22 protein-coding genes are annotated in these 26,514 nt (G+C 68.9%); 8 read left to right on the plus strand and 14 right to left on the minus strand.

The annotated features are described in order from the left end of the window. Nucleotides 1–34: 34 nt before the first annotated feature. The gene (gene pfkB / locus JC616_RS08400; protein WP_227107720.1) at nucleotides 35–982 is read right to left on the minus strand and encodes a 1-phosphofructokinase; all 948 of its coding nucleotides are present in this window, start codon (nucleotides 980–982) and stop codon (nucleotides 35–37) included. Further along, nucleotides 979–3,495 carry a phosphoenolpyruvate--protein phosphotransferase gene (gene ptsP, locus JC616_RS08405; RefSeq protein ID WP_227107721.1) on the minus strand — a complete coding sequence of 839 codons (2,517 nt, stop codon included), beginning with the start codon at nucleotides 3,493–3,495 and terminating at the stop codon, nucleotides 979–981. The genes pfkB and ptsP overlap by 4 nt, the downstream gene beginning before the upstream one ends. Nucleotides 3,496–3,806: 311 nt before the next feature. Between ptsP and JC616_RS08410 the strand changes: the two genes are divergently transcribed. The 5 genes from JC616_RS08410 (at nucleotide 3,807) to JC616_RS08430 (ending at nucleotide 9,465) form a co-directional block, all read left to right on the plus strand. Next, nucleotides 3,807–4,793: a LacI family DNA-binding transcriptional regulator gene (locus tag JC616_RS08410; protein ID WP_227107723.1), complete on the plus strand. Its 987-nt coding sequence runs from the start codon at nucleotides 3,807–3,809 to the stop codon at nucleotides 4,791–4,793. Nucleotides 4,794–4,948: 155 nt separating this feature from the next. After that, nucleotides 4,949–5,926: a helix-turn-helix domain-containing protein gene (locus JC616_RS08415; protein ID WP_107798689.1), complete on the plus strand. Its 978-nt coding sequence runs from the start codon at nucleotides 4,949–4,951 to the stop codon at nucleotides 5,924–5,926. A 163-nt stretch (nucleotides 5,927–6,089) separates the two neighbouring features. After that, nucleotides 6,090–7,313: an MFS transporter gene (locus tag JC616_RS08420; protein WP_107798690.1), complete on the plus strand. Its 1,224-nt coding sequence runs from the start codon at nucleotides 6,090–6,092 to the stop codon at nucleotides 7,311–7,313. 62 nt (nucleotides 7,314–7,375) lie between these two features. Then, a complete protein-coding gene (locus JC616_RS08425; protein WP_227107725.1) occupies nucleotides 7,376–8,269 on the plus strand; it encodes a SphA family protein in 894 nt (297 codons plus the stop codon). A gap of 197 nt (nucleotides 8,270–8,466) precedes the next feature. Continuing rightward, nucleotides 8,467–9,465: a DMT family transporter gene (locus JC616_RS08430; RefSeq protein WP_227107726.1), complete on the plus strand. Its 999-nt coding sequence runs from the start codon at nucleotides 8,467–8,469 to the stop codon at nucleotides 9,463–9,465. 107 nt (nucleotides 9,466–9,572) lie between these two features. Here JC616_RS08430 and JC616_RS08435 read toward each other — a convergent pair whose 3' ends face one another. The 11 genes from JC616_RS08435 to JC616_RS08485 form a co-directional block, all read right to left on the minus strand. Then, nucleotides 9,573–11,156, minus strand: a complete 1,584-nt coding sequence (locus JC616_RS08435) for a GMC family oxidoreductase (protein ID WP_227107727.1) — start codon at nucleotides 11,154–11,156, stop codon at nucleotides 9,573–9,575. 140 nt (nucleotides 11,157–11,296) lie between these two features. After that, nucleotides 11,297–12,217 carry a p-hydroxyphenylacetate 3-hydroxylase reductase component gene (locus tag JC616_RS08440; RefSeq protein WP_227107728.1) on the minus strand — a complete coding sequence of 307 codons (921 nt, stop codon included), beginning with the start codon at nucleotides 12,215–12,217 and terminating at the stop codon, nucleotides 11,297–11,299. 204 nt (nucleotides 12,218–12,421) lie between these two features. Next, nucleotides 12,422–13,591, minus strand: coding sequence for a p-hydroxyphenylacetate 3-hydroxylase oxygenase component (locus JC616_RS08445; RefSeq protein WP_227107729.1), 1,170 nt, complete (start codon nucleotides 13,589–13,591; stop codon nucleotides 12,422–12,424). A gap of 144 nt (nucleotides 13,592–13,735) precedes the next feature. After that, nucleotides 13,736–15,121, minus strand: a complete 1,386-nt coding sequence (locus JC616_RS08450; RefSeq protein WP_227107730.1) for an MFS transporter — start codon at nucleotides 15,119–15,121, stop codon at nucleotides 13,736–13,738. Between the two features lie 76 nt (nucleotides 15,122–15,197). Beyond that, complete coding sequence (gene hpaI / locus JC616_RS08455) at nucleotides 15,198–16,001, minus strand: 4-hydroxy-2-oxoheptanedioate aldolase (protein ID WP_107798696.1); 804 nt, start codon at nucleotides 15,999–16,001, stop codon at nucleotides 15,198–15,200. 19 nt (nucleotides 16,002–16,020) lie between these two features. After that, entirely contained in the window at nucleotides 16,021–16,824 is an 804-nt protein-coding gene (gene hpaH / locus JC616_RS08460) for a 2-oxo-hept-4-ene-1,7-dioate hydratase (protein ID WP_107798697.1), read from the minus strand. A 48-nt stretch (nucleotides 16,825–16,872) separates the two neighbouring features. Then, nucleotides 16,873–17,262 carry a 5-carboxymethyl-2-hydroxymuconate Delta-isomerase gene (locus JC616_RS08465; RefSeq protein ID WP_227107731.1) on the minus strand — a complete coding sequence of 130 codons (390 nt, stop codon included), beginning with the start codon at nucleotides 17,260–17,262 and terminating at the stop codon, nucleotides 16,873–16,875. Further along, the gene (gene hpaD / locus JC616_RS08470; RefSeq protein WP_107798699.1) at nucleotides 17,243–18,127 is read right to left on the minus strand and encodes a 3,4-dihydroxyphenylacetate 2,3-dioxygenase; all 885 of its coding nucleotides are present in this window, start codon (nucleotides 18,125–18,127) and stop codon (nucleotides 17,243–17,245) included. The genes JC616_RS08465 and hpaD overlap by 20 nt, the downstream gene beginning before the upstream one ends. Nucleotides 18,128–18,234: 107 nt before the next feature. Then, nucleotides 18,235–19,704, minus strand: coding sequence for a 5-carboxymethyl-2-hydroxymuconate semialdehyde dehydrogenase (gene hpaE / locus JC616_RS08475; RefSeq protein ID WP_227107733.1), 1,470 nt, complete (start codon nucleotides 19,702–19,704; stop codon nucleotides 18,235–18,237). Next, complete coding sequence (locus JC616_RS08480) at nucleotides 19,701–20,483, minus strand: fumarylacetoacetate hydrolase family protein (RefSeq protein WP_107798701.1); 783 nt, start codon at nucleotides 20,481–20,483, stop codon at nucleotides 19,701–19,703. The genes hpaE and JC616_RS08480 overlap by 4 nt, the downstream gene beginning before the upstream one ends. Beyond that, the gene (locus tag JC616_RS08485) at nucleotides 20,480–21,151 is read right to left on the minus strand and encodes a fumarylacetoacetate hydrolase family protein (protein WP_227107735.1); all 672 of its coding nucleotides are present in this window, start codon (nucleotides 21,149–21,151) and stop codon (nucleotides 20,480–20,482) included. Before JC616_RS08485 ends, JC616_RS08480 begins: the two co-directional genes overlap by 4 nt. A gap of 254 nt (nucleotides 21,152–21,405) precedes the next feature. On the opposite strand from JC616_RS08485, the gene hpaA reads away from it, so the two are divergent. Continuing rightward, on the plus strand, nucleotides 21,406–22,308 hold the full coding sequence (gene hpaA, locus JC616_RS08490; protein ID WP_227107736.1) for a 4-hydroxyphenylacetate catabolism regulatory protein HpaA: 903 nt from the start codon (nucleotides 21,406–21,408) through the stop codon (nucleotides 22,306–22,308). 8 nt (nucleotides 22,309–22,316) lie between these two features. On the opposite strand, the gene JC616_RS08495 is transcribed toward hpaA, so the two are convergent. Then, nucleotides 22,317–23,324, minus strand: a complete 1,008-nt coding sequence (locus tag JC616_RS08495) for a helix-turn-helix domain-containing protein (protein ID WP_227107737.1) — start codon at nucleotides 23,322–23,324, stop codon at nucleotides 22,317–22,319. 282 nt (nucleotides 23,325–23,606) lie between these two features. Between JC616_RS08495 and JC616_RS08500 the strand changes: the two genes are divergently transcribed. Both JC616_RS08500 and JC616_RS08505 read left to right on the plus strand, forming a co-directional pair. Beyond that, on the plus strand, nucleotides 23,607–25,106 hold the full coding sequence (locus JC616_RS08500) for an aldehyde dehydrogenase family protein (protein ID WP_227107738.1): 1,500 nt from the start codon (nucleotides 23,607–23,609) through the stop codon (nucleotides 25,104–25,106). Nucleotides 25,107–25,143: 37 nt separating this feature from the next. Further along, nucleotides 25,144–26,475, plus strand: coding sequence for an aspartate aminotransferase family protein (locus JC616_RS08505; protein ID WP_227107739.1), 1,332 nt, complete (start codon nucleotides 25,144–25,146; stop codon nucleotides 26,473–26,475). The last annotated feature ends 39 nt before the right edge of the window (nucleotides 26,476–26,514 follow it).

A 26,514-nucleotide genomic window follows, 5' to 3' on the forward strand; every position in this document is an offset into this window, starting at 1 on the left:
CGAAGCCCCCTGATGCCGCGTCGCTAACGGGCGCTTAGCCCAGGTTTCGCAGCCGGACTTGCGCCGCCAGCGCGCGCACTTGTTCCGGCGGCGGCAGGTGCGGGCCGACGCGCGCCAGCTTGGCGGCGGCGAAGGCCACCGCCAGCCGGGCTTCGGCCTCGCGGTCCAGTCCGTCCAGCCGCGCGGCGGCGAGGCCGGCCACCAGCGCGTCGCCGGCGCCCACGGTGCTGAGCGGTTGTTGCGCGGGCAAGGCGGCCAGCAGCGCGTGGTCGCGGCCGGCGAACAGCGCGCCGTCCGCGCCCAGCGACACCACCACCTGTTCCACGCCGCGTTGCAGCAGCCCGCGCGCGCCGTCCAGCACCGCGGCGGTGTCGGGCAGGGCGCGGCCGGCCCAGTGCTCCAGTTCGTGGCGGTTGGGCTTGACGCAATGCGGCGGCGCGTCGCCGTCCAGCGCCTGGCTCAGCGCCTCGCCGCTGCTGTCCAGCAGCAGCCGCGCGCCCAGCGGCCGCAGCAGCCGGCACAGCCGCAGATAGCTGTTGGCGGGCAGGCCGGGCGGCAGGCTGCCGCACAAGGCCACGATGTCGCCGGGGCGCAGCCGGGCGGCCAGTTCGGCGCCCACTTGTTCCAGCTGCGCTTCGCCGGCGGCGATGCCGGGCAGATTGATGTCGGTGGTGTCGCCGCTGGAGAGGTCGGCCAGCTTGATGTTGACCCGGGTGTCGCCGGGCAGGCGCAGCATGTGGTCGGCGATGCGCTTGTCCAGGAACAACTGTTCGAAGGCTTCGCTGTTGTTGCGGCCCAGCAGGCCGCAGACGCTTACCGGCGCGCCCCAGTCCGCCAGGCAGCTGGCCACGTTGACGCCCTTGCCGCCGGCGTTGCTGCTGGCGCTTTGCGCCAGGTTGACCGCGCCGGGCGTCAGCCGGGTCAGGGCGATGGTCTGGTCCAGCGCCGGATTGAGGGTGAGGGTGTGGACGCGCGCGCTCATGTCAGCTCCCGCGCCAGCATGCGCACTTCGTCGGCGCTGTCGCAGGCCAGCGCTTGCTGCGCCAGCTCGCGCAGCCGGTCGTGGCCGTTGGCGCACAGCTTGGCCTTGACCGCGGCCACGTCGCGCGGGCTCATCGACAGCTCGGCCACGCCCAGGCCGGTCAGCAGCGCGGCGCCGAAGGGATCGCCGGCGATGCCGCCGCACACGCCCACCCAGCGCTGATGGCGGGAGGCGCCGGCCACGGTGTGCTGGATCAGCCGCAGCACCGCGGGGTGCAGGCTGTCGGCTTCGGCCGCCAGTTCCGGGTGCTGCCGGTCCATCGCCAGTGTGTATTGGGTGAGGTCGTTGGTGCCGATGGAGAAGAAGTCCACGTATTCGGCCAGTTGATCGGCCAGCATGGCCGCGGCCGGCACTTCCACCATGATGCCCAGCGGCACCGCCGGGGCGTCCAGCTCGCGGCGTATGCCTTCGCACCATCCCTTGAGCCGGGTGATTTCCTTCAGCGAGGTGATCATCGGGAACATGATGGACAGCGGCTGGCCGCCGCGGGCGGCGCGGTAGAGCGCGCGCAGCTGGGGTTCCAGCAGATCGCGGCGGCGCAGCAACAGACGCGAGCCGCGCATGCCGAGGAAGGGGTTTTCTTCGGCCGGCAGCTTTAGGTAATCCACCTGTTTGTCGCCGCCTATGTCCAGCGCGCGCACGATCAGCGGCCGGCCGTCCAGCGCGTCCAGCATGGCGCTGTAGGTGTGGAACTGTTCGTCCTCGCTCGGCGCCTGCTCGCGTTCCAGGAACAGGAATTCGGTGCGCATCAGGCCCACGCCCTCGGCGCCGGCGTCCAGCGCGGCGGCCACCTGGTCCGGACGGTTGATGTTGGCGGCGATTTCCACGCGGTGGCCGTCCGGCGTCACCGCCGGGCGCTGCCGCTGCTCCGCCTGCTGCTGCTGGGTGCGTTGCTGGGCCTGCAGCCAGTCGCGGGCGGAGGCCAGGTCTTGCTCGCCGGGGTTCAGATAGAGCCGGCCGCCCAGGCCGTCCAGAATGGCCGGGGTGCCGTCGGCGATGTCCAGCAGCGCCGGGCCGCCGGCCACCAGCGCCGGCAGGCCCAGGGTGCGCGCCAGGATGGCGGTGTGCGAGGTGGGGCCGCCCTGGGCGGTGGCCAGCGCGCGGATGCGGCGGGTGTCCAGGGTGGCGGTGTCGGACGGGGTGAGGTCGGCGGCCAGCAGGATGCAGTCGTCGCCGTCGATGTCGGCCAGCGTGGCGCTGTTCAGCGCCGGGTCCAACTGGCGCAGCACGCGGCGGCCCACGTCGCGCAGGTCGGCGGCGCGCGCCGCCAGCAGCGGGTTGCCCAGCGCGGCCAGCCGTTCCGCCATGCGTTCCACCGCCTGGTGCCAGGCCCATTCCACGCCGTGGCCGCCCACCATCAGCTGGCAGGCCAGGGTGATCAGATCGGTGTCGGACAGCAGTTCCGCCTGGGCGTGGAAAATGCCGGCCTCGGCCTTGCCCAGCCGGCTGGCGGTGGCCGCGGCCAGTTCGTTCAGTTCGGCGCGGGTGGCGCTCAGCGCCGCGTGCAGGCGGTCGCCGCCTTCGCCCAGCGCCACCGGGCGGTCCGGCACTTTGAGCTGGCCGGCGTGCAGCACGCGCACCACGCCGATGGCGAGGCCGGGGCTGGCGGCGATGCCGGCGATGGACAGCGGGTGGCCGGGCGGGGTCCAGCCCTGTTGCGCGGCCAGCAGCTGCGCTTTTTGCGCGGCGAGCGCGGCGTCGGTCTGTTCCTGGGCCGAGGCGTCGCGCATCGCGGCCAGCAGGCCGGACAAAGCGGCGGCGGCGTCCGGCCCCTGGGCGGACACGGTGACGGTGTCGCCGTGGCGCAGGCCCAGTTGCAGCAGGCTGATCAGGTTCTTGGCGTCGGCGGCGTCCTGGCCGTGGCGCACTTGCAGCTGGGCGGCGTGGCGGCGCGCGGCTTCCACCCATTGCGCGGCCGGGCGCGCGTGCAGGCCGTTGGGGTAGTCGACTATCCATTGCGCGCGCTCGGCCAGATCCGCCGCGGCGTCGACGGCGGCGGGCGGCGCGTCTTCTTCCAGCAGGGCCAGCACCCGGGCCGGCTCTGCGGCGGTGAACAATTGCTCGAGCCTGGCCTCGTCCTGCAGCAGCCGGGTCAGCCGGCGCAGCAGGGTGATGTGTTCGTCGGATTGGGCGGCGATGGCGAACAGCAGCCGGGTGCGCTGGCCGGGGTTCCATTCCAGGCCGTCCGGGATCTGCACGATGGCGATGCCGGTGCGGCGGATCAGCTGACGGTCTTCCACCATGCCGTGCGGAATGGCCAGGCCGTTGCCCAGGAAGGTGTTGGCCACCGCTTCGCGCCGCAGCAGGCTGTCGATGTAGGCCGGGTCTATGCAGCCGGCGTCGGCCAGCAATTGTCCGGCCAGGCGGATGGCCGCCTCTTTGTCGGCGGGCTGACAGCCCAGCCGGATCAGTTCGGGCTGGATCAGGGAGGAGGGCGATCCGGTGTCGTGCATGGCGGTCTCTTCTGTCGGTTCAATTGGCTGCGCGGTTCCGGGAACCCGTTCACGGCCCGACGCGCAAGCGGCGCGGCTTGGGACAGGCTCGGTATAGCGGATCGGCCCGCGCCCGCCAGCTGTCATTGCGGAGGGGCGGCGCCGTTCACGCGCTGAGTGGATTGAAAACGATTACATTTTTTCTGTCAATACAGTCGTAGTTTCGCCGCTACATCTTTGCGCCGTCTCAAGCGGCAGTGTTGTAAAATTACGCTTTAAGGGTATGCTTGCGTAAATCCAGTTTCTATCTTGGTAAGAGAAAACGATTTCATATGACGGTCAGCATCAAGGATGTGGCGCTGGCGGCCGGCGTGTCGGTGGCCACCGTATCGCGGGCCCTGGCCAAGGGCCCGGTGAGCGCGGCGCTGAAGGCCAAGGTGGAGGCGGCCATCGCCGCCACCGGTTATCGGCCCAATTTGTCCGCGCGGCGCTTGCGCTCGCGGCACAGCGACACCATAGGCCTGATCGTGTCCGACATCCGCAACCCCTTCTTCACCGCGGTCAGCCGCGCGGTGGAGGATGTGGCCTACCAGGCCGGCATGCGGGTGATTCTGTGCAATACCGACGAGAACCCGGACAAGGAGGCGATGTACCTCAGGCTGATGCAGGAGGAGCGCGTCACCGGAGTGATCTTCGCCGCCACCCGCGCTACGGCGGAGACGCTGGACGCGGAGGCGCTGGGGTTTCCGGTGGTCTTGATCGACCGGGCCGCGCCCGGCGGCGCGGCCGACGCGGTGGTCTTGGACAACGCCGCCGCCGCCGGCCTGTTGGTCGGCCATCTGCGCGAGCAGGGCCATGACCGCATCGGCGGGCTGTTCGGCAATACCAGCAGCACCGGCGCGGAGCGGCACGCCGGCTTCGCCGCGGCGCTGGCGGCGGCCGGGCTGGCCGCGCCGGCGCGCTTCGTCGCGCCCACGGCCGAGGCGGCGCAGCAGGCGGTGTCCGCCTGGCTGACGGAGGCGGAGGCGCCGCGGGCGCTGGTGATCAGCAACGGCCTGCTGCTGCTGGGGGCGATGCGCGCGGTGCGCGCGCTGGGCCTGGCCTTGCCGCGCCAGCTGGCGCTGGCCGGTTTCGACAACGACAGCTGGACCGAGCTGGCCGGTCCGGGGCTGACGGTGATCGAGCAGCCGGTGGACGAGATCGGCCGCGCGGCGATGGCGATGCTGCTGGAACGGCTGGAACAGCCGCAGCGGCCCACGCGCAAGGTGGTGCTGACCGGCCGTTTGGTGGTGCGGGGCTCCAGCCTGGCCGAGGGCTAGCCGCCGCGCTTGTGGCGGCGGCGAGACAGCCCCTGGTCCGGCGCGGAAGGCGGCCGCGGGTTTGATTTTTAATGTATTAAATATTGTGCCATGATTTGCCGATGCCGTTTCAGCCATCGCCGCCCAGCCGGGCGGCCGTCAGGAGGAGGCCCGCCATGGACACGCGTTACGCCGGGGACATTCATCTTTCCACACGCCAGGCGGCGGACGGCGACAAGCTGGATTTCTGGCTGAGCGAGGTGGACCGCCTCTTGGTCCGGGTGGAGTGCGACCGCCGTCCGGAAGAGCGGCTGGAGGCTTCGCTGGACTGGCAGGATTTCGGCCTGCTGCGCATGGCCACGATACGGGCCAACCAGCACGCGGTGACGCGCAGCGGGCATAGCCTGAGCCGGGACGGCCGGGACTCCATCTTCGCCTGTTTGATGCTGCAGGGGCAGGGCTTCAGCCATCAGGGCGTGGAGTGCGCCCGCCACGGCCCGGGCGATGTGGTGCTGTACGATACCGCCCGCCCTTACGGCCACGGCTTTCCGGCCGATATGGCGATGGCGGTGCTGGACATTCCGCGGTCCTTGTTCCAGGAGCAGGTGGGGGTGTGGAACGAGCGCGGCCTGGTGCGCATCGAGCGCGCCGCCGGCATGGACGCCTTGGCCGCCCATCGCCTGCTCAGCGGCGGCGAGGCCGCGCGGCGGCATCTGGCCAGCCAGTTGCTGGAATGGCTGCATTCCTTGTGGAGCGCGCGCCTGGGCCTGCCGGCCTCCCGTTCCACCTTGTGCAGCCTGTGGCGGGCCAAGGCTTATATCGAGCGGCATCTGGCCGAGGACGATCTGGATTGCGAGCGCATCAGCCGCGCGGTGGGCGTGTCCGCGCGTCAGCTGGCCCGCATCTTCGAGCAGGAGGGCGAGTCGGTGACGCGCCACCTGTGGGGCCGCCGGCTGGAACGCTGCCGCGTGGACCTGGCCGATCCGGCCTTGCGCCATTTATCGGTGAGCGAGCTGGCTTTCCGCTGGGGCTTCAACCATATCGCCCATTTCTGTCGCAGCTATAAACGCCGTTACGGCGAAACGCCGAGTCATACCCGAGCCGAGGCCCTGGCCGCGCGCGTCCTTCCCAGACAACAAGACTGTCCTCATTAGGCAAATTTCGCGTTCTCCCCATCGTTAGAGTGGACGGGTCCGCAGCGCTTTCTGGCGCGGCGGACGCCCAACTAATAAAGAGGAGACACCATCATGCACACACGAATGGGCGGTTCGCCGCCGGGCGGCCGCGCGCGCGCCGCTGGCGAAAGAGAGGCCCGCCATGCGCCTCTCCTATGAAAACAAATTGTTGGCCATCCTGGCGCTGAGCTTCGGTTTCGTGTTTTTCGACCGGCTGGCGCTGTCCTTCCTGTTTCCCTTCATGGCGGCGGAACTGCGTTTGAGCCCGGCGCATCTGGGCATGCTGGCGTCGGCGCTGGCGCTGACCTGGTCGCTGTCCGGCCTGGGCCTGGGCGCATGGTCGGACCGGCGCGGCGCGAAGAAGCCGATGCTGGTGGCGGCGGTGCTGGCGTTTTCGCTGTTTTCCGCCGCTTCCGGCCTGGTGGCCGGCTTTCTGTCCTTGCTGCTGTTCCGCGCGCTGATGGGCGTGGCGGAAGGACCGGTGCTGCCCATTTCCCAATCCTTGCTGGCGGCGGGCTCCACGCCGGCGCGGCGCGGTTTCAATATGGGCATCGTCAACGGCTCCGCGCCGGGCTTGCTGGGCGCGGTGCTGGGGCCGCCGCTGCTGGTGGCGCTGGCCGAGGCCTACGGCTGGCGCGCGGCCTTCTATCTGTCCTGCCTGCCCGGCCTGCTGATCGCCTGGCTGGTGTGGCGGCATGTGCGCGAGCCGGCGCCCGCGCCGGCGCCGGCCGGCCGCGGCGGCGGTTTCGCTTCGTTGCTGGCCGAGCGCAACATCCTGCTGTGCGTGTTGATCGCCTGCAGCTACATCACCTGGTTCATCATCCTGATTTCCTTCACGCCCACCTTTCTGATCCAGGTCAAGGGCATGAGCCCGCAGGCGATGGGGGCGGTGATGAGCAGCCTGGGCTTCGCCTGGGTGGCGTGGGGCGGGCTGGTGCCGGCGATTTCGGACCGCATCGGCCGCAAGCCGGCCATGGTGGCGTTTTCCTTGATCGCCGCCTGCTGCCCGCTGGTGTTGCTGAACGTGGACCGCATGGTCTGGCTGTTGCCGCTGGTCTTCCTCACTTACACCGGCCTGGGCTGCTTCACCCTGTTCATGGCCACGATTCCGGCGGAGACGGTGTCGCCGCGGCGCATCGCCACCGCGCTGGGCATGATCATGGGGGTGGGCGAGCTGGCGGGCGGTTTTGTCGCGCCCACGGTGGCCGGCTTCGCCGCGGACCGCTACGGCCTGTCCATCGTGATGTGGATCGCCATGGCCGGCGCGCTGCTGCCGGCCTTGCTGTCCTTGGGCCTGCGCGAAACCGCGCCGCTGCGGCTGAAGCCGGGCGGGGCCGCGCTGGAAGCCGACCGGGCGCCGACCTGAGCCGCCATTCTCATTGCGCGTCCCGCTGTGCCGGGACGCCGCACTCCCTGACGGAGATCATCATGCACAAGACCTTGATCAAGGCGCTGGCCGGGCTATCGGCGGCGCTGGCCTGCGCGACGGCTCAGGCCACCCAGTCCGGCGCGGACACCATAGGCGCCGGCGCCGAGGGTTTTCTCGCCGGCGCGCTGCCGCCGGCCGGCTGGTACGGCGTGTTCTATTACACCCATTACCAGGCGGACCGCTTCAACGACGACGCCGGCCGTTCCGCTGCGCCGGGTTTCAAGCTGAGCGCCGACGTGCTGGTGCCGCGGCTGCTGTATATGTCGGACCGGACGCTGTGGGGCGGGCGCTTGGGCGGCTTCGCGCTGGCGCCGCTGCCCAGGCTGAGCCTGGACGCCGGCGGCGCGCATGAGAGCCGCAGCGGCCTGGGCGACGCGGTGCTGGGGCCGGTGCTGGCCTGGGGCGACGCCGGGCCGCTGCACACGGCGCTGGCGGCCGACATCGTGCTGCCCACCGGCGACTACGACCGCAATCGGATGTTGAACCTGGGGGCCCATCATTATTCGCTGCGTCCGGTATTCGCCTTTTCCTATCTGCCGGCGTCCGGCTGGGAGCTGTCGTCCAAGATCAGCTACACCTTCAACGGCAAGAACCGCGATACCGATTACCAGTCCGGCCAGCTGTTCCACTTCGATTACTCGCTGAGCTACGCGGCCGGCCCGGCCTGGAGGCTGGGCTTGAACGGCTACTTCATCAAGCAGACCACGGACGATGTCCAGTACGGCCGGGCGGTGGCGGGCAACGGTTTTCGCGGCCAGGCTTTCGCCATCGGTCCGGCGCTGCGCTACCAGTTCGACAAGGCCGGTCTGGAATTGAGGTGGTTGAAGGAGTTCGATGTGCGCAACCGGCCCGAGGGCAGCGCAGTCTGGGCCAAGCTGGTGCTGCCGCTGTAGCGGGCGGACATGGGAGTTTGCAAACACGGCCGGGCGCTTGCGTCCGGCTTTTTACTTGGCGGAGCCGCGCTCCCGCGCGCGCTCGTCTTCATTTTCTTCTCTTGCTTCTTCTTTCTTCACTGCGCCGTCATCGAGATGCCGCATGATTGGAATTCTTGTGCAATCCAGTGCGCTTCCCATTCCGCGACGCAGTCCGGATGACCGCTGCCCGCCGCAGGCCTGGCGGTCCCAAATTCGTCATGGCGGGCAAGTTGATCGCTTATTGCGCATCTCCCCCGCAGCTTGTCGCTGAGTTGGAAAGAAAATCCATGAGTAAGCTTGATCCACGCCATCACAGACAGGGATGGGAAATCGCGCTGATTTTAGTCACCGCCTTATGGGGGTGGTCCTTTGTCGCTATTCACGATGCGCTGAACGATCTAAGCGACTCGGCGTTTAACGCCTACCGGTTTCTCATCGCCGCGCTGGCGATGTGGATCGTGGTGCGGGTCAAAGGGAGTCGATTCTCGCGGCAGGATGTTTTCGGAGGGGTCGCCGCTGGCGTCGCGCTATATCTGGCCTTCTTTTTTCAAACCAAGGGCTTGGCTTACACCACCGCTTCCAATGCCAGTTTCATTACGGGCTTGGCCGTTGTCTTTACTCCGCTGTTTGCTTATTGGCTGTTAAAGGTGCGCCCGGAAAAACGTCAGCTATTCGGCGCAGCCACGGCGACGATTGGGCTTGCTTTGCTGACCTTGAAAAATCTGGCCATGCATTGGGGAGATATGCTGGTTGTGCTCTGTGCGGCTTCCTTCGCTTTGCACATTGTTGTTTTGTCCAAGGTCAGCAAGACAGCGCGGGTATTGAACATCGCCTTTGTCCAGGTCGCGGTCGTGGGGGGCTTGTCCTTGCTGCAGTCATTGGCTTTGAATGAGTTCTCGCTTCCCTTTCGAAGCGAGACGATGACGGCGATTCTTATCATCGCCCTATTGGGAACGGCAGTCGGTTTTTATGTGCAGACTCGGGCCCAAGTGGCCTCTTCGCCCAATCGAATCGCATTGATCATTGTGCTGGAACCGCTGTTTGGCGGTGTTTTTGCTTATTTCCTGGCCGGCGACCGCTTGTCGCCTTTGAATTTACTGGGGGCCGGGCTGATTATTCTGGGCATGCTGATCACGGAATTTCATTTGAAGGCAAGCCGCGCCGGAGCGGATTAACCCTTCGCCGCGGGTCTTGACGCCGCGGCCATGGCGGGCCGCATCTTGCGCGGCTTGGATGTTTCCATCCCCGCCGTCGCAGGATCTTGAAACGCAGGGGGCGGCGCTTACTGGCCGCTGAGCATGAATTCAGCGCAACGCTCGGCGATCATCACCACCGGCGCGTTGGTGTTGCCGGAGACGATGGCGGGCATCACCGAGGCATCGCAGACGCGCAGGCCGGCCACGCCCTTGACGCGCAGCCTCGGGTCCACCACCGCGTCGGCGTCGGCGCCCATGCGGCAGGTGCCGGCCGGGTGGTAGACGGTCTTGGCGAACTGGCGGATGTGTTGTTCCAGCAGCGCGTCGTCGGCGTCTTCGGCCGGCGAGGGCAGCAGTTCTTCGGCGATCAGCCGGCGCATGGACGGCGCCCGCAGGACGCGGCGCGCCAGCTTGACGCCGCGCAGCAGGCCGGCGAGGTCCTCGGCCTCGCGCAGGGCGCCGCTGTCGAAGCGTAGCGGCGCGGCCGGGTCGGCGGAGGCCAGCGCGACGCTGCCGCGTGACTTGGGACGCAGCAGGCAGGGATTGATGGAAATGCCGTGGCCGGGCAAGGGCTCGCGGTCGACGTCGCCCACCAGGGTGGGCAGCACGTGGAACTGGATGTCCGGCCGGCCGCCGCCGGCGGTGTCGACGAAAGCGCCGGATTCCACCACGTTGGAGCTCAGCAAGCCGGTGCGGAACAGCTGCCATTGCAGGCCGTGGCGCAGCGCGGCCAGGCCGCGGTCCTGGCCCAGCAGGCTGATGGGCGCGCGGGCGCGGCCGTAGACCGACACTTCCAGATGGTCCTGGTAGTTGGCGCCCACTTGCGGCGCGTCGCGCAGCACGGCGACGCCGTGTTCGCGCAGCTGCGCCGCCGGGCCGATGCCGGACAGCATCAGCAGCTTGGGGCTGGACAGCGCGCCGGCGCAGAGCACGATTTCCGCCGCGGCGCGCGCGCGCTGGACGCCGCCGGCGTCGCGCCATTCCACCTGACAGGCGCGGCCACCGTCGAACCCGATTTTTTGCACATAGCAGCCGGTGCGCAGATCCAGCTTGGGGTCTTGGCGGACCGCGGCCAGATAGGTGGCGGCGGTGCTGCCGCGCTGTCCGTCGAAGGTGGTGGTGTGGTAGAAGCCGACGCCGGCCTGTTCGCGGCCGTTGAAGTCGTCGTTGTAGGCCAGGCCGGCTTCCTGCGCGCCCTGGACGAAGGCCAGGCTCAGCGGATGGCGGTAGCGGGCGTCGCTGACTTTCAGCGGCCCGTCCACGCCGTGGTAGGGCTCGGACAAGCGCATATGGCTTTCCGCCTTCTTGAAGGCGGGCAGCACTTGCGACCATTCCCAGCCCGCGCAGCCCAGGGCGGCCCAGTCGTCGTAGTCGGCGGCCTGGCCGCGGATATAGACCATGGCGTTGACCGAGCTGCCGCCGCCCAGGGTGCGGCCCTGCGGGACGAAGATGCGTCTGCCGGCGGCTTCCGGCTGCGGTTCGCTGCGGTAGGTGACGGTGCGTTCGCTGCCCAGCACCTTGATGAAGGCGGCCGGCATGCGGATGTAGGGGTTGTCGTCCGGCGGGCCGTCTTCCAGCAGCAGCACGCGCTTGCCGGCCTGGATCAGCCTGTGGGTCAGCACGCAGCCGGCGGAGCCGGCTCCGATCAGGATGTAGTCGTAGTCGCGCATGGCGTCTCCCTTGTTGTCGCGCCGCCCTTGGACTGTTTGAGGATGGGCGGTCGCTCCAGCATAGGGCGGCCGCGCGCGGCGGCCTTGACCCGGCGCGCCCCGGACCTTGACCGCCGCGGACGCGGCGACGGGAGGCGGGCTCAGCCCTGGCGGATCAGCGCGCGCAGCACGTGCTTGCAGGCGGCCAGATCCTGTTCGTCCAGGCCGGACTGAATCTCCCGCTGCTGCTGGCCGGCGATGCGCCACAGCGTGGCGGCCTGCTCGCGGCCGGCCTCGCTGAGGCGGCAGCCGGCGGCGTCGCGGCTCAGCAGGCCCTTGCGGCGCAGCTCGGCCTCGGCCAGTTCTATCGCCTCCGGCGGCATCGCCGTCTCGCGTTGCAGCGCGCAGGCATCCTGTTCCGCTTGCTGTTCCAGCACCAGCAGCAGCCGCGCTTCGCCGCCGCTCAGCCCGGTGGCGAGCTGGCGCGGCCGGTAGCTGGCCTGGTAGGCCTGCAGCGCCTGGGTCAGCAGATAGAGCAGATTGTCGCCCAGCCAGCCGGGCAGCGGTTCCGCGGCGGCGGCCGGGCGCGCGCGCGGCAGCGCGGCGGCGTACACGCCCTGGTGGTAGAGCAGCGGCGCGGCGCCGCAGTCGTCGAAGGTTTCGACCAGGCCGAGCAGAATCCAGTGGTCGCCGCCGTCCAGCTTTTGGTGCAGGCGGCAATGGAAGCGGGCGGCGCAGCCGTCCAGCAAGGGCGCGCCGCCGAGGCCGGTTTCCGGCGTCAGGCCGGCGAATTTGTCGGCGCCGGCGCGGGCGAAGCGGTTGGACAGCTCGATCTGGTCGGCGGCCAGCACGTGGACGACGAAGTGGCCGGCCTGTTCGAACACCGCGTTGCTGGCGGAGCGCTTGTCCAGGCTCCACAGCACCAGCGGCGGGTCCAGCGAGACGGAGTTGAAGCTGTTGGCGGTGACGCCGGCGCGTTCGCCGTCCGGCGCGGTCGCGGTGACGACGGTGACGCCGGTGGCGAAGTTGCCGAGCGCGCGGCGCAGCGCGCGCGCGTCGTGGGCAGGGGCGGGTGCGTTCATGGCGTGTCCTCGGGGCCGTCCGGCGCGGGGCCGGCGCGGCGCGGGTGGGAGGGGCTAATGTCGGTAGAGCCTGTTCGCGATTTCGCGGGCGGGAACGGGGCAGAGCGAAAACCACTGGGACAGCGGCTTTGCTCATACGGCGCATGAACGTTTCGAAGCGGCGTTCACCCTGTCGGGCCTCCGGGAAGATCGTAAACGGCTCGTCTAGACCATGGCGGGGTCCGGCTCCAGCCCCAGCAGCGAACGGCCCAGGATCTGGGCGCAGACGTCGTAGTCGGTGTAGGCGTGGGCGCCGGTCATGTGCGAGTCGCGGAACAGCCGCTGCGCCTCGTTTTCCAGCCGCCAGCAATTGCCGCCCATGGATTCGAACAAGCGGTCCACCGCCTGGATGCACATTTTCACCGCGTAAGCCTGATTGGTGCGCCAGAAAGCCAGCGTTTCCGCCGTGGGATAGCGTTTGGCCGCGCCGTGCTCGGCGTGCTCGCGCCAGCTGGCTTCCAGCAAGGCGCGCGCGGCCAGCACTTGGTGGGTGGATTCGGCCAGCCGCATATAGGCGGGCAGCGCCGCGCCCACCTGGGCGCCGGTATAGGCGCGGATGCGGTTGCGGCTGCGCTCCTTGAACACTTGCAGCATGCGCTCGGCCACGCCCAGGCTGATGGCGGCGAAGCCGCTGGCGAAGTAGGGCCGGTAGGGCGCGTAGAAGATCTTGCTGTCCGGGTACAGGCCGAAGCCGGCGGAGCGGCCTTCCATCATGTCCTTGGCCGCTTCGATCCGGTGTTCCGGCACGAAGACCTTGTCCACCAGCAGGGTCTTGGTGCCGCTGCCCTGCATGCCGGCGGCGCGCCAGTCGTCGCGGATCCGGTAATCGGCGCGCGGCACCACGCCGAAGCAGTATTGCGGCTCGCCGTCCGGGCCGGGGCGGCGGAAGCCCAGGATCGCCCATTCGGCGTGGTCGCAGCCGCTGCTCCAGCCCATTTCTCCGCTGAGCAGCACGCCGCCGTCCGCGGCCTCGGCCCGGCCCAGCGGCGCGATGCTGCTGCTGGCGGTGGCGTCCGGCGCGCCGCCCCAGACTTCCTCTTGCAGCCGGGCGGAGAACAGCGCGATCTGATGGCTGTGGGTGGCCAGCAGGCTGGCGGCCCAGGCGGTGCTGGCGCAGGCGCCGGCCAGCGCCGCCACGCAATCGGCGAATTCGGGCAGGCTGATTTCCAGGCCGCCGTAGGGCCTGGGCTGAAAGGCGCGATGAAAGCCCACGCTTTTCAAGAGGGCGATGTTTTCCGCCGGCACGGTGCGTTCGCGTTCCGCCCGCTCCGCGTTGGCGGCGATGGCGGGCAGGATGGGAAGCAGGGTTTCCAGCAAGGGGTTGGGGTGGCGCATGGTGGTCTCCTTTGTGCTTGATGGCGCTGAAGCGGCCCGCCTTTGGCGGCGGGCGTTTCAATAATGAATACATTCAGCGAATTTGCATTATGGATAGCGACATCACGCACTGGAATGCATCTTCCAAGCTGTCTTAGGTACTTTTCATGGCGCTTCAGCATGAACGGCAGTGACGACGGGCCGGCGCCAGCGTATCGGCGACGCGGCTTGCTCGGCCTCGTGCTCCGGCCCCAGCGGGATGTCGCGGCGGTCGCGCAGCAAGAGCGCGGAGGCGAGGCCGATCAGCGTCATGCCGCTCAGATAGGCGGTCACCGCGGCGGTGGAGCCGGTCTGGGCGATCAGGGCCTTGGCGATCATCGGCGCGAAGGCGCCGCCGAGGATGGCGCCCAGCGCGTAGGAAATGGAGACGCCGGAGAAGCGCACCGAGGCGGGAAAAAGCTCGGCGTAGAAGGCCGATTGCGCGCCGTACGTCAGGCCGGTGCCCACCGACAGCAGGCACAGCGCCAGCAGCACCGCCGGCAGGCTGGCGCTATTGATCAGCGGGAACAGCGTCAGCACGCCGGCCAGCTGCACGCCGAAGCCGATCAGGTAGACGCGGCGGCGGCCGATATGGTCCGACCAGACGCCGGCCAGCCAGGTGAAGGCCATCCAGCAGGCGGAGGCGAAGGCGACGGCGAGCAGCACCGGGGTGCGCTCCATGCGCAGCGCGCCGGCGGGGTCGGTGGTGTAGTTCTGGATGAAGCCGCCGGTGGTCATGTAACCGACGGCGCTGTTGCCGGCGAAGAGCAGCGCGGCCAGCAGCACCAGCGGCGCGTGGCGGCGGAACAGGTCCAGCACCGGGGTGCGCGATCCGGCCTTGCGCGCCTTGATCTCCTCGAAGACCGGGCTTTCCTCCACCGAGCGGCGCACCCATTGGCCGATGAACAGCAGCACGACGCTGAGCAGGAAGGGCACGCGCCAGCCCCATTCCAGGAAGGCGTCGCCGGGGGAGACCACGCCGCTCATCAGCGCGAACACGCCGGAGGCCAGCAGCAGACCCAGCGGCACGCCTATCTGCGGGAAGGCGCCGTAGCGGCCGCGCTGGCCGCGCGGCGCGTGCTCCACCGCCATCAGCACCGCGCCGCCCCATTCGCCGCCGGCGGAAATGCCTTGCAGCACGCGCAGCAGGATCAGGGCCAGCGGCGCCAGCAGGCCGGCGGATTCATAAGTGGGCAACAGGCCGATCAGCGCGGTGGAGGCGCCCATCAGCACCAGGGTCAGCACCAGCATCGCGCGCCGGCCCAGGCGGTCGCCGTAGTGGCCGGCGAGAAAGGCGCCCAGCGGCCGAAACAGAAAGCTGACGCCGACCGAGGCGAAGGCGATCAGGGTGGCGAAGCGGTCGCCGGCCGGAGCGAAGAACAGTTTGTTGAACACCAGGCCGGCGGCGCTGGCGTAGATGAAGAAGTCGTACCACTCGATGGCGGTGCCGATCACGGTGGCGTAGGCGACTTTGCGCGCGTGGGCGCTTGCGGCGGCGGGGGTGTGGCTCATCTTGCGTTCTCCTCGGGTGTGGGGCCGGGATCGGCTCCGGGCGGCGCCTTGTTCTTGTGTGGTCGCCGCGGGTCAGTCAGTAGGCGGATGGCGTCGGCGGCCGGCCGGGCGCTTCGTCGCGAAAGGCCGCCGCCAGCGCTTCGGCGCGGCGCGCCAGCAAGGTGGTGTCGACGCCGACGGCGACGAAGCCCGCGCCCAGCGCCAACAGCCGGCGCGCTTCGGCCTCGTCGGCCATCAGGATGCCGGCGGCCTTGCCCTGGGCGCGGATGCGGCGGATGGCGTCGTCCATCGCCGCGCGCACTTCAGGGTGGTCGGGCCGGCCCGGATGGCCCATGTCGGCGGCCAGGTCGGCCGGGCCGATGAAGACGCCGTCCACGCCGTCGGTGGCGGCGATGCCTTCCAGCGCGGCCAGGGCCTGGCGGGTTTCCACCTGGGCCAGCACGCAGATTTCATCGTCGGCCCGCGTCAGGTAATCCGGCACGCGGTTCCAGCGCGAGGCGCGCGCCAGCGCGCTGCCCACGCCGCGGACGCCGCGCGGCGGATAGCGGGTGGCGGCCACCGCCCGCGCTGCCTCGTCGGCGTTCTGCACCATGGGCAGCATCAGCGTTTGCGCGCCGATGTCCAGCAACTGCTTGATGCGCACCGGGTCGTTGCTGGCGGCGCGCACCACCGGGTGGCAGGGATAGGGCGCGACGGCCTGCAGTTGCAGCAGCACGTCCCTGAGCTCGTTGGGCGCGTGTTCGCCGTCTATCAGCAGCCAGTCGAAGCCGGCGCCGGCCAGCAGTTCGGCGCTGTAGGGGCTGGCCAGGCCCAGCCACAGGCCGATCTGGCGGCGGCCGTCGCGCAGCGCGGCCTTGAAGGGGTTGGCGGGAAGTTGCATGGAGGTTCCTCGAGCGGGTTCAGACGAAGCGGCAGCTGATCGCGCCCAGCGGGCCGTAGTCGACGTGGAAGGTGTCGCCGGCGCGCGCCGGCACCGGCCGGGTGAAGGAGCCGGCCAGGATCACCTGGCCGGCCTTGAGCTCCACGTCGAAAGGCGAGAGCTTGTTGGCCAGCCAGGCCACGCCGTTGGCCGGGTGGTTGAGCACGGCGGCGGCGACGCCGGACTCCTCGATCACGCCGTTGCGGTACATCAGCGCCGCCACCCAGCGCAGGTCCAGCTCGCGCGGGCGCACCGGCCGGCCGCCCAGCACCACGCCGGCGTTGGCGGCGTTGTCCGCTATGGTGTCGAACACCTTGCGCGGACGCTGGCTGTCCGGGTCTATGGACTGGCTGCGCGCGTCGATGATTTCCAGCGCCGGGATCACGTAATCGGCGGCGTCGTAGACGTCGAACAAGGTGGCGCCGGGGCCGGACAGCGGCCGGCCCAGCACGAAGGCCAGCTCCACTTCCACCCGCGGCACGATGAAGCGCGACACCGGGATGTCGGCGCCGTCGTTGAAGAACATATCGTCCAGCAGCGCGCCGTAGTCCGGCTCGTTGATCTGCGAGGACATCTGCATCGCGCGCGAGGTCAGGCCTATCTTGTGGCCCTTGAGGCGGCGTCCCTCCGCCAGCTTCATCTCCACCCAGCAGCGCTGGATGGCGTAAGCGTCCTCTATGGTGATCTCGGGGTGGTCCAGCGAGAGCTGGCGGATCTGCCGGCGTTCGCGCTCGGCGTCGTGCAGGCGGCGCGCGGCGCCGCGAATCAGGTCGGGGCTGAGCATGGAGTCTTTCATGGTGGTCGCTGAGCTTCGTGATCGGTTTCGGCCGTTTCAGCCCGGCGGGCTGAAGCGTTGATGCACGTTGTTGCGCTTGAAGTTGAGGGTGGCGGACAGTTCGGTCAGTTCGAAGCTGAGCGCCAGATAGCGTTGGGCGAGCAGCGGTTCGAAGTGGCGCTGGATCAGCGCGAACAGCTGTTCGGCGGTGGCGCGGCGATCGGCCTCGCTGCGGCCGCTGCCGATCTGCAAAGTGCAGTGGACGAAGGCGTAGTCGGCCTCGCCGTCCGCCATGCGCCAGGTGTCCAGCCAGTGGGCGCGGCTGCGGATGCCGGCCAGCGGAAACAGGCCGCTGGCGGCCAGACAGTCGTGCACCTGGCGGAACAGTTCCGGCAGATCGGCCTGCGCGCGCAGATTGTCGGTGCATTCAGCGATGAAGTGCGGCATGGCGCTCTCCCAGCGGTTCCACCGGCAGCACCGCGTTGATCTGGCCGGTGCCGGAACTGCCGAAATAGGGGGTGATGATTTCCGCGCGGCCGCGGTAATCACCCCAGCCCAGCGCGCCCAGCAGCATGGCGGTATCGTGCATGAAGCCTTCGCCGTGACACTTCTCGGCGTACTCCGGCAGCATGTCGCAGAAGGTTTTCCAATCGCCGTCCAGCCACATGGCGATGACCTCCTGGTCCATGCTTTCCAGGAAGGGGCTCCAGGCCTTGTGCAGGAATTGATCCGCGGTGCCGTTCTGGGCGAAACGATGGGACAGCGAGCCGCTGGCGAAGAAGGCGACGCGGCCGTCGTAATCGCGCTCCACCGCCTCGCGCATCGCCGCGCCCAGCCGCGCGCTGTCGGCCAGATCGTGCACCGTGCACAGCGCGGCCACCGACACCACTTTGAAACGCCGGTCGGCGTTCATATAGCGCATCGGCACCAGGGTGCCGTACTCCAGCGGCAGCGTGGTGGCGTCGTGGGCGCGGGTATGCACGCCGGCGGCGGTGGCCGCCTCGGCCAGCAGCTTGCCCAGCGCGGGGTTGCCCGGATAGGCGTAGGGCATATTCTTGATGAAGTGCGGCAGCTCGTTGCTGGTGTACACGCCTTCGAAAGCCGGCGCGCAGTTGACGTGGTAGCCGGAATTGACCAGCCAGTGGGTGTCGAACACCACGATGGTGTCCACGTCCAGTTCGCGGCAGCGGCGGCTGATTTCCTTGTGGCCGTCTATGGCGGCCTGGCGGCAGCCTTGATGCGGGCCGGGCAGTTCCGACAGATACATGGACGGCACATGCGTGATCTTGGCCGCCAGGGCTAGGGTTCCCATTGCGTTCTCCTCGGTGCGACTGGGCCGCGGGGCCGGCGCAGTCTTGCTGCTTGGATCGGTGTCGCGCCGGGGCCGGCCGTCTGCGCGGCCTGGGCCCCGGCGGCGCCTCAGGCTTGTTCCACGCCCCAGCGCGGGATGAAATGGCCGCCCATGGAGACGCAGACGTTTTTCACCTCGGCAAAGGCTTCAAAGCTGTATTCGCCGCCCTCGCGGCCAACGCCGGAGGCCTTGACGCCGCCGAAGGGCTGGCGCAGATCGCGGACGTTCTGGCTGTTGACGAAGACCATGCCGGCCTCGATGCCGCGCGCCAGCCGGTGGGCCTTGCCGATGTCCTGGGTCCAGATGTAGGAGGCCAGGCCGTAATCGACGTCGTTGGCCAGGCGCAGCGCGTCGGCCTCGTCGCTGAAGCGCAGCAGGCAGGCCACCGGGCCGAAGATTTCCTCCTGGGCGATGCGCATGCGGTTGTCGACGTCGGCGAAGACGGTGGGGCGGATGAAGTGGCCGGAGGCCAGCGACTCGGGCAGGCCGGCCGGACGTTCCAGGCCGCCGGCCACCAGCCGCGCGCCTTCTTCCATGCCGATGCGGATATAGCCGGTGACCTTGTCGTAATGCTGGCGGGTGATCATCGAACCCACCTGGGTGTTGGGGTCCTGCGGGTCGCCGACGATCAAGCGCTGGGCGCGGGCGGCGAATTCCGCGACGAAGCGGTCGTAGATGCCGTTCTGCACGAAGATGCGGCTGCCGGCGGTGCAGCGTTCGCCGTTGAGGGAGAAGATGGTGAACAGCGCGGCGTCCAGCGCGCGATCGAAGTCGGCGTCGTCGAACACCAGCACCGGCGATTTGCCGCCCAGCTCCATCGAGTACTTCTTCAGCCCGGCGTTCTGCATGATGCGCCGGCCGGTGGCGGTGCCGCCGGTGAAGGACACCGCGCGCACGTCCGGATGGCTGACCAGGGCTTCGCCGGCGCTGGCGCCGTAGCCCTGCACCACGTTGAACACGCCGGGCGGAATGCCGGCCTCCAGCGCCAGCCGGCCCAGTTCGTTGGCGGTCAGCGGCGATAGCTCGGACATCTTCAGCACCGCGGTATTGCCCAGCGCCAGGCAGGGCGCGGTCTTCCAGGTGGCGGTCATGAAGGGCACGTTCCACGGCGACACCAGCGCGCACACGCCCACCGGCTGGTACAGCGTGTAGTTGAGCATCTGCTCGTCCACCGGGTAGCTGTGGCCGTTCATCCGGGTGCAGACTTCGGCGAAAAAGTCGAAGTTGTGCGAGGCGCGCGGGATCAGCACATTGCGGGTCTGGTGGATGGGCAGGCCGGTGTCCAGCGTTTCCAGTTCCGCCAGCCGCGGCACATCGCGCTGGATCAATTCGCCCAGCCGGCGCATCAGCCGCGCGCGCTCCTTGGCCGGGGTGGCCGCCCACTTGGGAAAAGCCGCCTTGGCGGCGGCCACCGCCAGATTGATTTCCTCGGCGCCGCCGGCCGCCACTTCGCCCAGCGCTTCGCCGGTGGCCGGGTTGTAGTTGACGAAGCTGTCTTGGCTGGCCACTTCGCGGCCGTCTATCCAGTGTTTGATCATGGGGTTTCCTTTTCCGCGTTCCGGCGCGCGAGCCAGTCCGCTTCGCTGATGATCTGGTTGAGCAGCCGTCCGACGCCCTCGACCTCTACGACGACTTCGTCGCCGGGGCGCACGTCGGACAGGCCTTGCGGGGTGCCGGTGGCGATCATGTCGCCCGCTTGCAGCGTCATGAAGGCGGACAGGTATTCGATCAGATGGGGGATGTCGAACACCATGTCGCGGGTATTGCCGCTTTGGACGCGGCGGCCGTTGACATAGGTGGCCAGCTCCAGGCTGTGCGGGTCCGCCACCTCGTCGCGGTCCACCAGCCACGGGCCTATCGGGGTCAGGCCGTCGCGGTTTTTCACCCGCAGATTGGGCCGGTAGTAGTTTTCCAGGTAGTCGCGCACCGCGTAGTCGTTGCACACGGTGTAGCCGGCGACGTAGTCCATCGCCTGGGCGCGCTTCACCTTGCGCGCGGTCTTGCCGATCACCGCCACCAGTTCGCACTCGTAATGCATATATTCAACATTGTCCGGCCGCATCGATTGCCGGCGATGGCCGGTCAGCGCGGCGGCCGTCTTCAGGAACACCAGCGGTTCGCTGGGCGGCTTGAAATCCAGTTCAGCGGCGTGGTCGGCGTAGTTGAGGCCCAGCGCGAACAGGGTGCCCTGGCAGGGCGGCAGCCATTCCGCCTCGGTTTCGTCCAGCCGGCGGCCGTCCGGCAGCAAGAGCGCGCCGTCGGCGTCGGCCTGCGCGCGCCAGGTTCGGCCCTGATAACGGATGCGGGCGTGTCTCATTGCATGTCCTCCTCGGCCGCGACGATGTTTTCCAGGCGGCCGATGCCGTCTATCTCCACCGCCACGGCGTCGCCCGGCCGCAGCCGCGCGCCGCGCGGCGGCGTGGCCACGATCAGCAGGTCGCCGGCGTAGAGGGTGAGGAACTGGCTGACGTCGGCGATCAACTGGGCGACGCCGCGCAGCCAGTCGGCGCTGTCGTTGGTTTCGGCCAGCGCGCCGTTGACGTAGGTGCGCACCTGCACCCGTTGCGGGTCGATCGCGTCGGGGCCGGCTTCCGGGCCGACGGGGCAGAAGCCGTCGCGGCATTTGGCCTGGATCGCCGGGCGGTAGAAGCTGGTTTCCGCCAGGCTGACCTCGTTGACCACCGCATAGCCGCCAACGTGGGACAGCGCGTCGGCCGCGCTGACGCGGCAGGCGTCGCGGCCGATGCGCACGCCCAGCGCGCCGCCGGCGTAGACGGCGTCCGCGTCGGCGGGAAAGGGGATGGGCGCGCCGGCGACGCTGATGGTGTTGCGCGGTTTGACGAACAAGACCGGCGCTTGCGGCGGGCGCTGATAGGGCGCTTGTTCGAATTCCGCGGCCAGCGCCGTCTGCAAACGACGGTGGTTGAGCGCCGCGCCGTAGATGGCCGCCGGCCGCTCCGTCGCGGCGTCTAGGACCAGACTCATGCTTAACTCCTTGTTATTGAATGAATCGCCGTTGTTCAAATATTCATTAACATGTTAAAGTTTATAACGATGACGGCGGCCCGCTGTCAATGTTTATCCATGCTGCGTTGCGGGTAATATCGTCAAAAGCCGTGTTTGCGCGGCGGCGGCCCGGGCCGCCGATCCGGCGCGAAAGCCTGAGCAGCGGCCTTTTGGCGAGAGCGGAGGGCGAGGGCGGCCGACTATGGCGAAAATGTCACAAGGGAGGGGCGGCGATGAGCAGAATCCCGCGCGGTCTGGGCGCGCGCATACCCAATATCGACATCGGCAAGGCTTACGACAGCCCCTACGAGTCCGTCGACATCCATTGCGAATCCTTTGGCCGGCTGGCGGCCTTTTTCGGCCGCAATATGCCGGTGCATCGGCACGACCGCTTTTTGCAATTGCACTATCTCGCCAGCGGCGACATCCGTCTGCAACTGGAGGAAGACCATTACCAGGCGCGCGCCCCGCTCTTGTTCCTGACCCCGCCGACGGTGCCGCACGCCTTCATCACCGGGCCGGAGGCCGACGGCCATGTGCTGACCTTGCGCCAGGAGCTGGCGCGCGGCTGGCTGGAGGAGGCGGGGCCGGACGCGTTGAGCGCGCCGTTCTGCGTGGAGCTGGCCGAGGTGCCGGCGGAATGGGCCGATATGGCGCGGCGCCTGCCCGAGCGGCTGGCGCAGTTGCAGCGGGAGAGCGAGGCGGCGGCGCCGGGCGCGGAGCTGGCGCGGCAAGCCCTGGCCCAGCTGGTGCTGGTGGACGTGCTGCGGCTGTCCGGCCTGCCGGGACCGCGCCGCGGGCCGCGGCGCGACGAGTGGCGGCTCTACCATCGTTTCAACGGCTTGATAGAAGCGCATTACCGCGAACACTGGAGCCTGGACCGCTACGCGGCCGAGTTGGGGGTCAGCGAGGCGCGGCTCAACGATGTGTGCCGCCGGCTGGCGGACCTGCCGTCCAAGCGGCTGGCGCACGATAGGCTGTTGCAGGAGGCCAAGCGCCTGCTGATCTACTCCGCCGCCTCGGTGCACGCCATCGCCTACGATTTGGGCTTCAAGGACCCGGCCTATTTTTCCCGTTTCTTCCAGCGCATGGCCGGGCGCTCGCCCAGCGACTACCGCGCGCGCCGTCAGGCCTGAGCTCGCGTCTAGTCCGCTGGATCGTTGACCGGCTCCAGTCCGCGCGCGCCGGGAGGCGCGCCCAGATGGGCCAGGGCTCGGCCGCGAGTGTGCGACGGGGCCTCGCCGAACAGCTTGCGGTAATCGGCGGCGAAATGGCCCAGGTGGTAAAAGCCCCAGGCGCCGGCGGCGTCGCGCACGCCGTGGCCGGGCCGCGCCGGGTTCAGCAGCATCCGGCGCACCGCGTTCAGGCGGATGGAGCGCAGATAATCGACCGGCGTGGTGTCCGCCACCAATTGAAAGCTGTTTTGCAGCGTGCGGCGGCTGACGCGCAGCCGGCTGCACAGCTCCAGCACCGTCACCGGCTCGTCCGGCTTGGCCAGCGCCAGCGCCTGGCTGCGCCTAACGATGTCGCAATGGGTGGCGAAGGTCAGGTTGCCGCGGCGCTCGCCCAGCGCGCCGTCCGCCAAGGCGTCTTGCAGCAGGCTGAGCAACTGGTGCTGGATCACTTTCTGGTTGCCGGCGTAGGACAGCAGCGCCGGGTCCAATAAAGCCTGTTCGAACACGCCGTTCAGCAGCGCGTGCAGCGCCGCCAGCGCGGCCGGCCGGGCCGGGAACACCGGCGTTTTGCCGCGGGCCTCGCGCAGCGGGCGGCACAGCGCGGGCGTCAGTTCGGCCAGATCCTCGTAAGGCACCGACACCTGGACGGAATCCGCGCCCGGCGGCAGGTGGAGGACGAAGTCCTCGCCGCCGCGCAGCGCCATCAGGGCGTCGTCGGGCACGGCGACGCCCTGCAGGCTCAGCGGCGACGGCGCGCGGATGGGCAGCGCGAAATGGATCATGCCGCCGGGCGCGCGGCCTTGCTGCACCACGCGCTGATTGAAGCTTTCGCGGAAAATATCCAGGCGCGCGGTGCGCACCCGGCTCAAGGTGCTGCGGAAGCGGCCGCCGCTGATCTGGCTGTACAGCTGCTCCCAGCCGGGCAGGGCCTCGGCGTGCAGGTGGGCGTCGTCAAAGCAACGGGCTGCGGCAATCATCTGCTTTCTCCGGTGGGTGGGGGGAGTCCGCCTGTTCTCGGTCCATTCTCTGGATCTCAAAATGATTAATATGTTATTTAAATCGAAATGTCCAGCGCTCTTTGCGTCGCTTAAGCATTGTTTTTACTGAATGTTTCCATCTGGCGACATGCTGCGCCGCAACGAGAAGGGCCGGGTCGCGCTTTGCCGATTTGGGATCAGCCGCGGCGGCGGCGCTGGGTATATTGGGCCATCGCCGGCCGCGCCTACGCGGCGGCAAGCTTGATCGAAAAGGAGACGAGGATGGATCAAAACCTAGTGCCGGTGCTGGATTCGGTGCGGGCCTTTCTGGAACGGGAGCACGGGCTGTGGATAGACGGCAAACCGCGGGCGGCTTTGTCCGGCCGGCGCAAGGACGTGCGCAATCCGGCCAGCGGCGCGGTGATCGCCAGCGTGGCGGACGGCGAGGCCGCCGATGTGGACGCGGCGGTGGGCAGCGCGCGGCGGGCTTTCGAATCCGGCGTCTGGTCCGGCCTGCGGCCGGCCGAGCGCGAACGCGTATTGCTGAGGCTGGCGGATGTGCTGGAAGCGCACGCCGAGGAGCTGGCGCAGCTGGAAACGCTGAACCAGGGCAAGTCCATCCATCTGGCGCGGGCCATCGAAGTGGGCGGCTCCATCGAGTACGTGCGCTATATGGCGGGCTGGGCCACCAAGATCACCGGCGAAACCCTGGACGTGTCGATTCCGGCGCCGCCGGGCGCGCGTTTCACCGCTTTCACCCGGCGAGAGCCGGTGGGCGTGGCCGCCGGCATCGCGCCGTGGAACTTCCCTTTGATGATCGCCTTGTGGAAAACGGTGCCGGCCCTGGCGGCCGGCTGCACGGCGGTGTTGAAGCCGGCCAGCGAGACGCCGCTGAGCGCCTTGCGCCTGGCGGAGCTGGCGCTGGAGGCCGGGGTGCCGCCGGGCGTGTTCAATGTGGTGACCGGGCGCGGCGAGGCGGCGGGCCGCGCGCTGGCCGGGCATCCGCTGATCGGCAAGGTCAGCTTCACCGGCTCCACCGAGGTGGGCAAGGCCGTCGGCCACGCCGCGCTGGACAATATGACCCGGCTGGCGCTGGAGCTGGGCGGCAAGAACCCGATGCTGGTGCTGGGCGACGCCGACATCGATCAGGCGGTGCGGGGCGCTTTGCTGGGCGGCTTTCTCAATCAGGGCCAGGTCTGCGCCGCCGCCTCGCGGCTGTACGTGCACCGCAGCAAGTTCAATCTGTTCGCCGAGGCGCTGTCCGCCGCCGTGGCCGGCATGCGGCTGGGGCCGGGCATGGATCTGGACGCCCAGGTCAACCCGCTGGTGTCGCAGCGGCGTCAGCAGGCGGTGTGCCGGCTGATCGAGCGCGGCCGCGCCGCCGGCGCCCGCGTGCTGACGGGCGGCGCCGCCGCCGACCTGCCCGGCTATTTCGTGCAGCCCACGGTGATGGCGGACCTGGCGCCGGACAATCCGGTGGCGCGCGAGGAAGTCTTCGGCCCGGTGCTGGCGCTGATGCCCTTCGACGAGGTGGACGAGGCGGTGGCGCTGGCCAACGACACGCGCTACGGCCTGGCCGCCAGCGTGTGGACCAATGATTTGTCGGCGGCGCTGGACATCGTGCCGCGTTTGCAGGCCGGCACAGTCTGGGTCAACAGCCATATACCGCTGGACCCGGGCATGCCCTTCGGCGGCTACAAGGAATCCGGCCTCGGCCGCGAGTTCGGCAAGGGTGCGGTGGAGAGTTTCACCGAGATCAAATCGGTCTGCATCGCCCATTGAGCGCGGACGCGCTTCCACTTTGATTCAGGAGAAAGACATGTCCTACGACAAGGCCCGTTTCTGGCATCCCATGCTGCATCCCAACGCAATGAAAGAGCGGACGCCCATCCGCATCGTGCGCGGCGACGGCTGCCATGTGTTCGACGACCAGGGCGTCAAGCTGGTGGACGGCGTGGCCGGGCTGTGGAACGTCAACGTCGGCCACAATCGCGCCGAAATCAAGCAGGCCATCGCCCGGCAGCTGGACGAGCTGGAGTATTTCCAGCTTTTCGACGGCATCTCCCATCCGCGGGCGGAGGAGTTGTCCGCGCTGCTGATCGACATGCTGCGGCCGGAAGACATGGCGCGGGTGGTGTTCAGCTCCGGCGGCTCGGACGCGGTGGAAACCGCGCTCAAGCTGGCGCGCCAATACTGGCGGCTCAAGGGCCAGCCGGACCGGGTCAAGTTCATCTCCTTGAAGCAGGGTTATCACGGCACCCACTTCGGCGGCGGATCGGTCAACGGCAACACGGTGTTCCGCCGCAATTACGAACCGCTGCTGCCCGGCTGCTTCCATGTGGAGACCCCGTGGCCCTACCGCAACCCCTTCACCGACGACCCTGAGGAGCTGGCCGAAATCTGCGCGCGGATGCTGGAGCGCGAGATCCTGTTCCAGAGCCCGGACACGGTGGCGGCTTTCATCGCCGAGCCGATACAGGGCGCCGGCGGCGTCATCGTGCCACCGGCCAGTTATTGGCCGCGGGTGCGCGAGGTGTGCGACCGCCACGGCGTGCTGCTGATCGCCGACGAGGTGGTCACCGGCTTCGGCCGCTCCGGCTCCATGTTCGGCAGCCGGCTGTGGGGAGTGAAGCCGGACATGATGTGCCTGGCCAAGGGCATCTCCTCCGGCTATCTGCCGCTGGGCGCCACCGTGGTCAATCAGCGCGTGGCGGACGCCTTCGCCGCCAACGGCGATTTCGGCGGCGTCATCATGCACGGCTACACCTACGCCGGCCATCCGGTGGCCTGCGCCGCCGCTCTCGCCAATCTGCGCATCGTGCAGGAGGAAGACTTGCCGGCTAAGGCGGCGGAAACGGGCGCCTACCTGCTGGAGCGGCTGCTGCCGCTGGCCGAGCGTTATCCGGCGGTGGGCGAGGTGCGCGGCAAGGGCCTGATGCTGGCCCTGGACCTGGTCAAGGACAAGGCCAGCCGAGAGCCGATAGACCCGCAAAGCGGCTACGCCGACAAGGTGGCGGAGATCGCGCGCCGGGCCGGCGCGCTGGTGCGGCCGGTGGGCAGCAAGATCATTCTGTCGCCGCCGCTGGTGTTACAGCGCGAGCACGCCGATGTGATCGCGTCGGCCTTGGAAGCCGGGCTGGCCGAGGCCTGAACGGCCCGGCCCGAACGGGGAGCAGCCGGCCGCGCCGGC

It is taken from the genome of Chromobacterium rhizoryzae (assembly GCF_020544465.1).
Classification (GTDB): domain Bacteria; phylum Pseudomonadota; class Gammaproteobacteria; order Burkholderiales; family Chromobacteriaceae; genus Chromobacterium.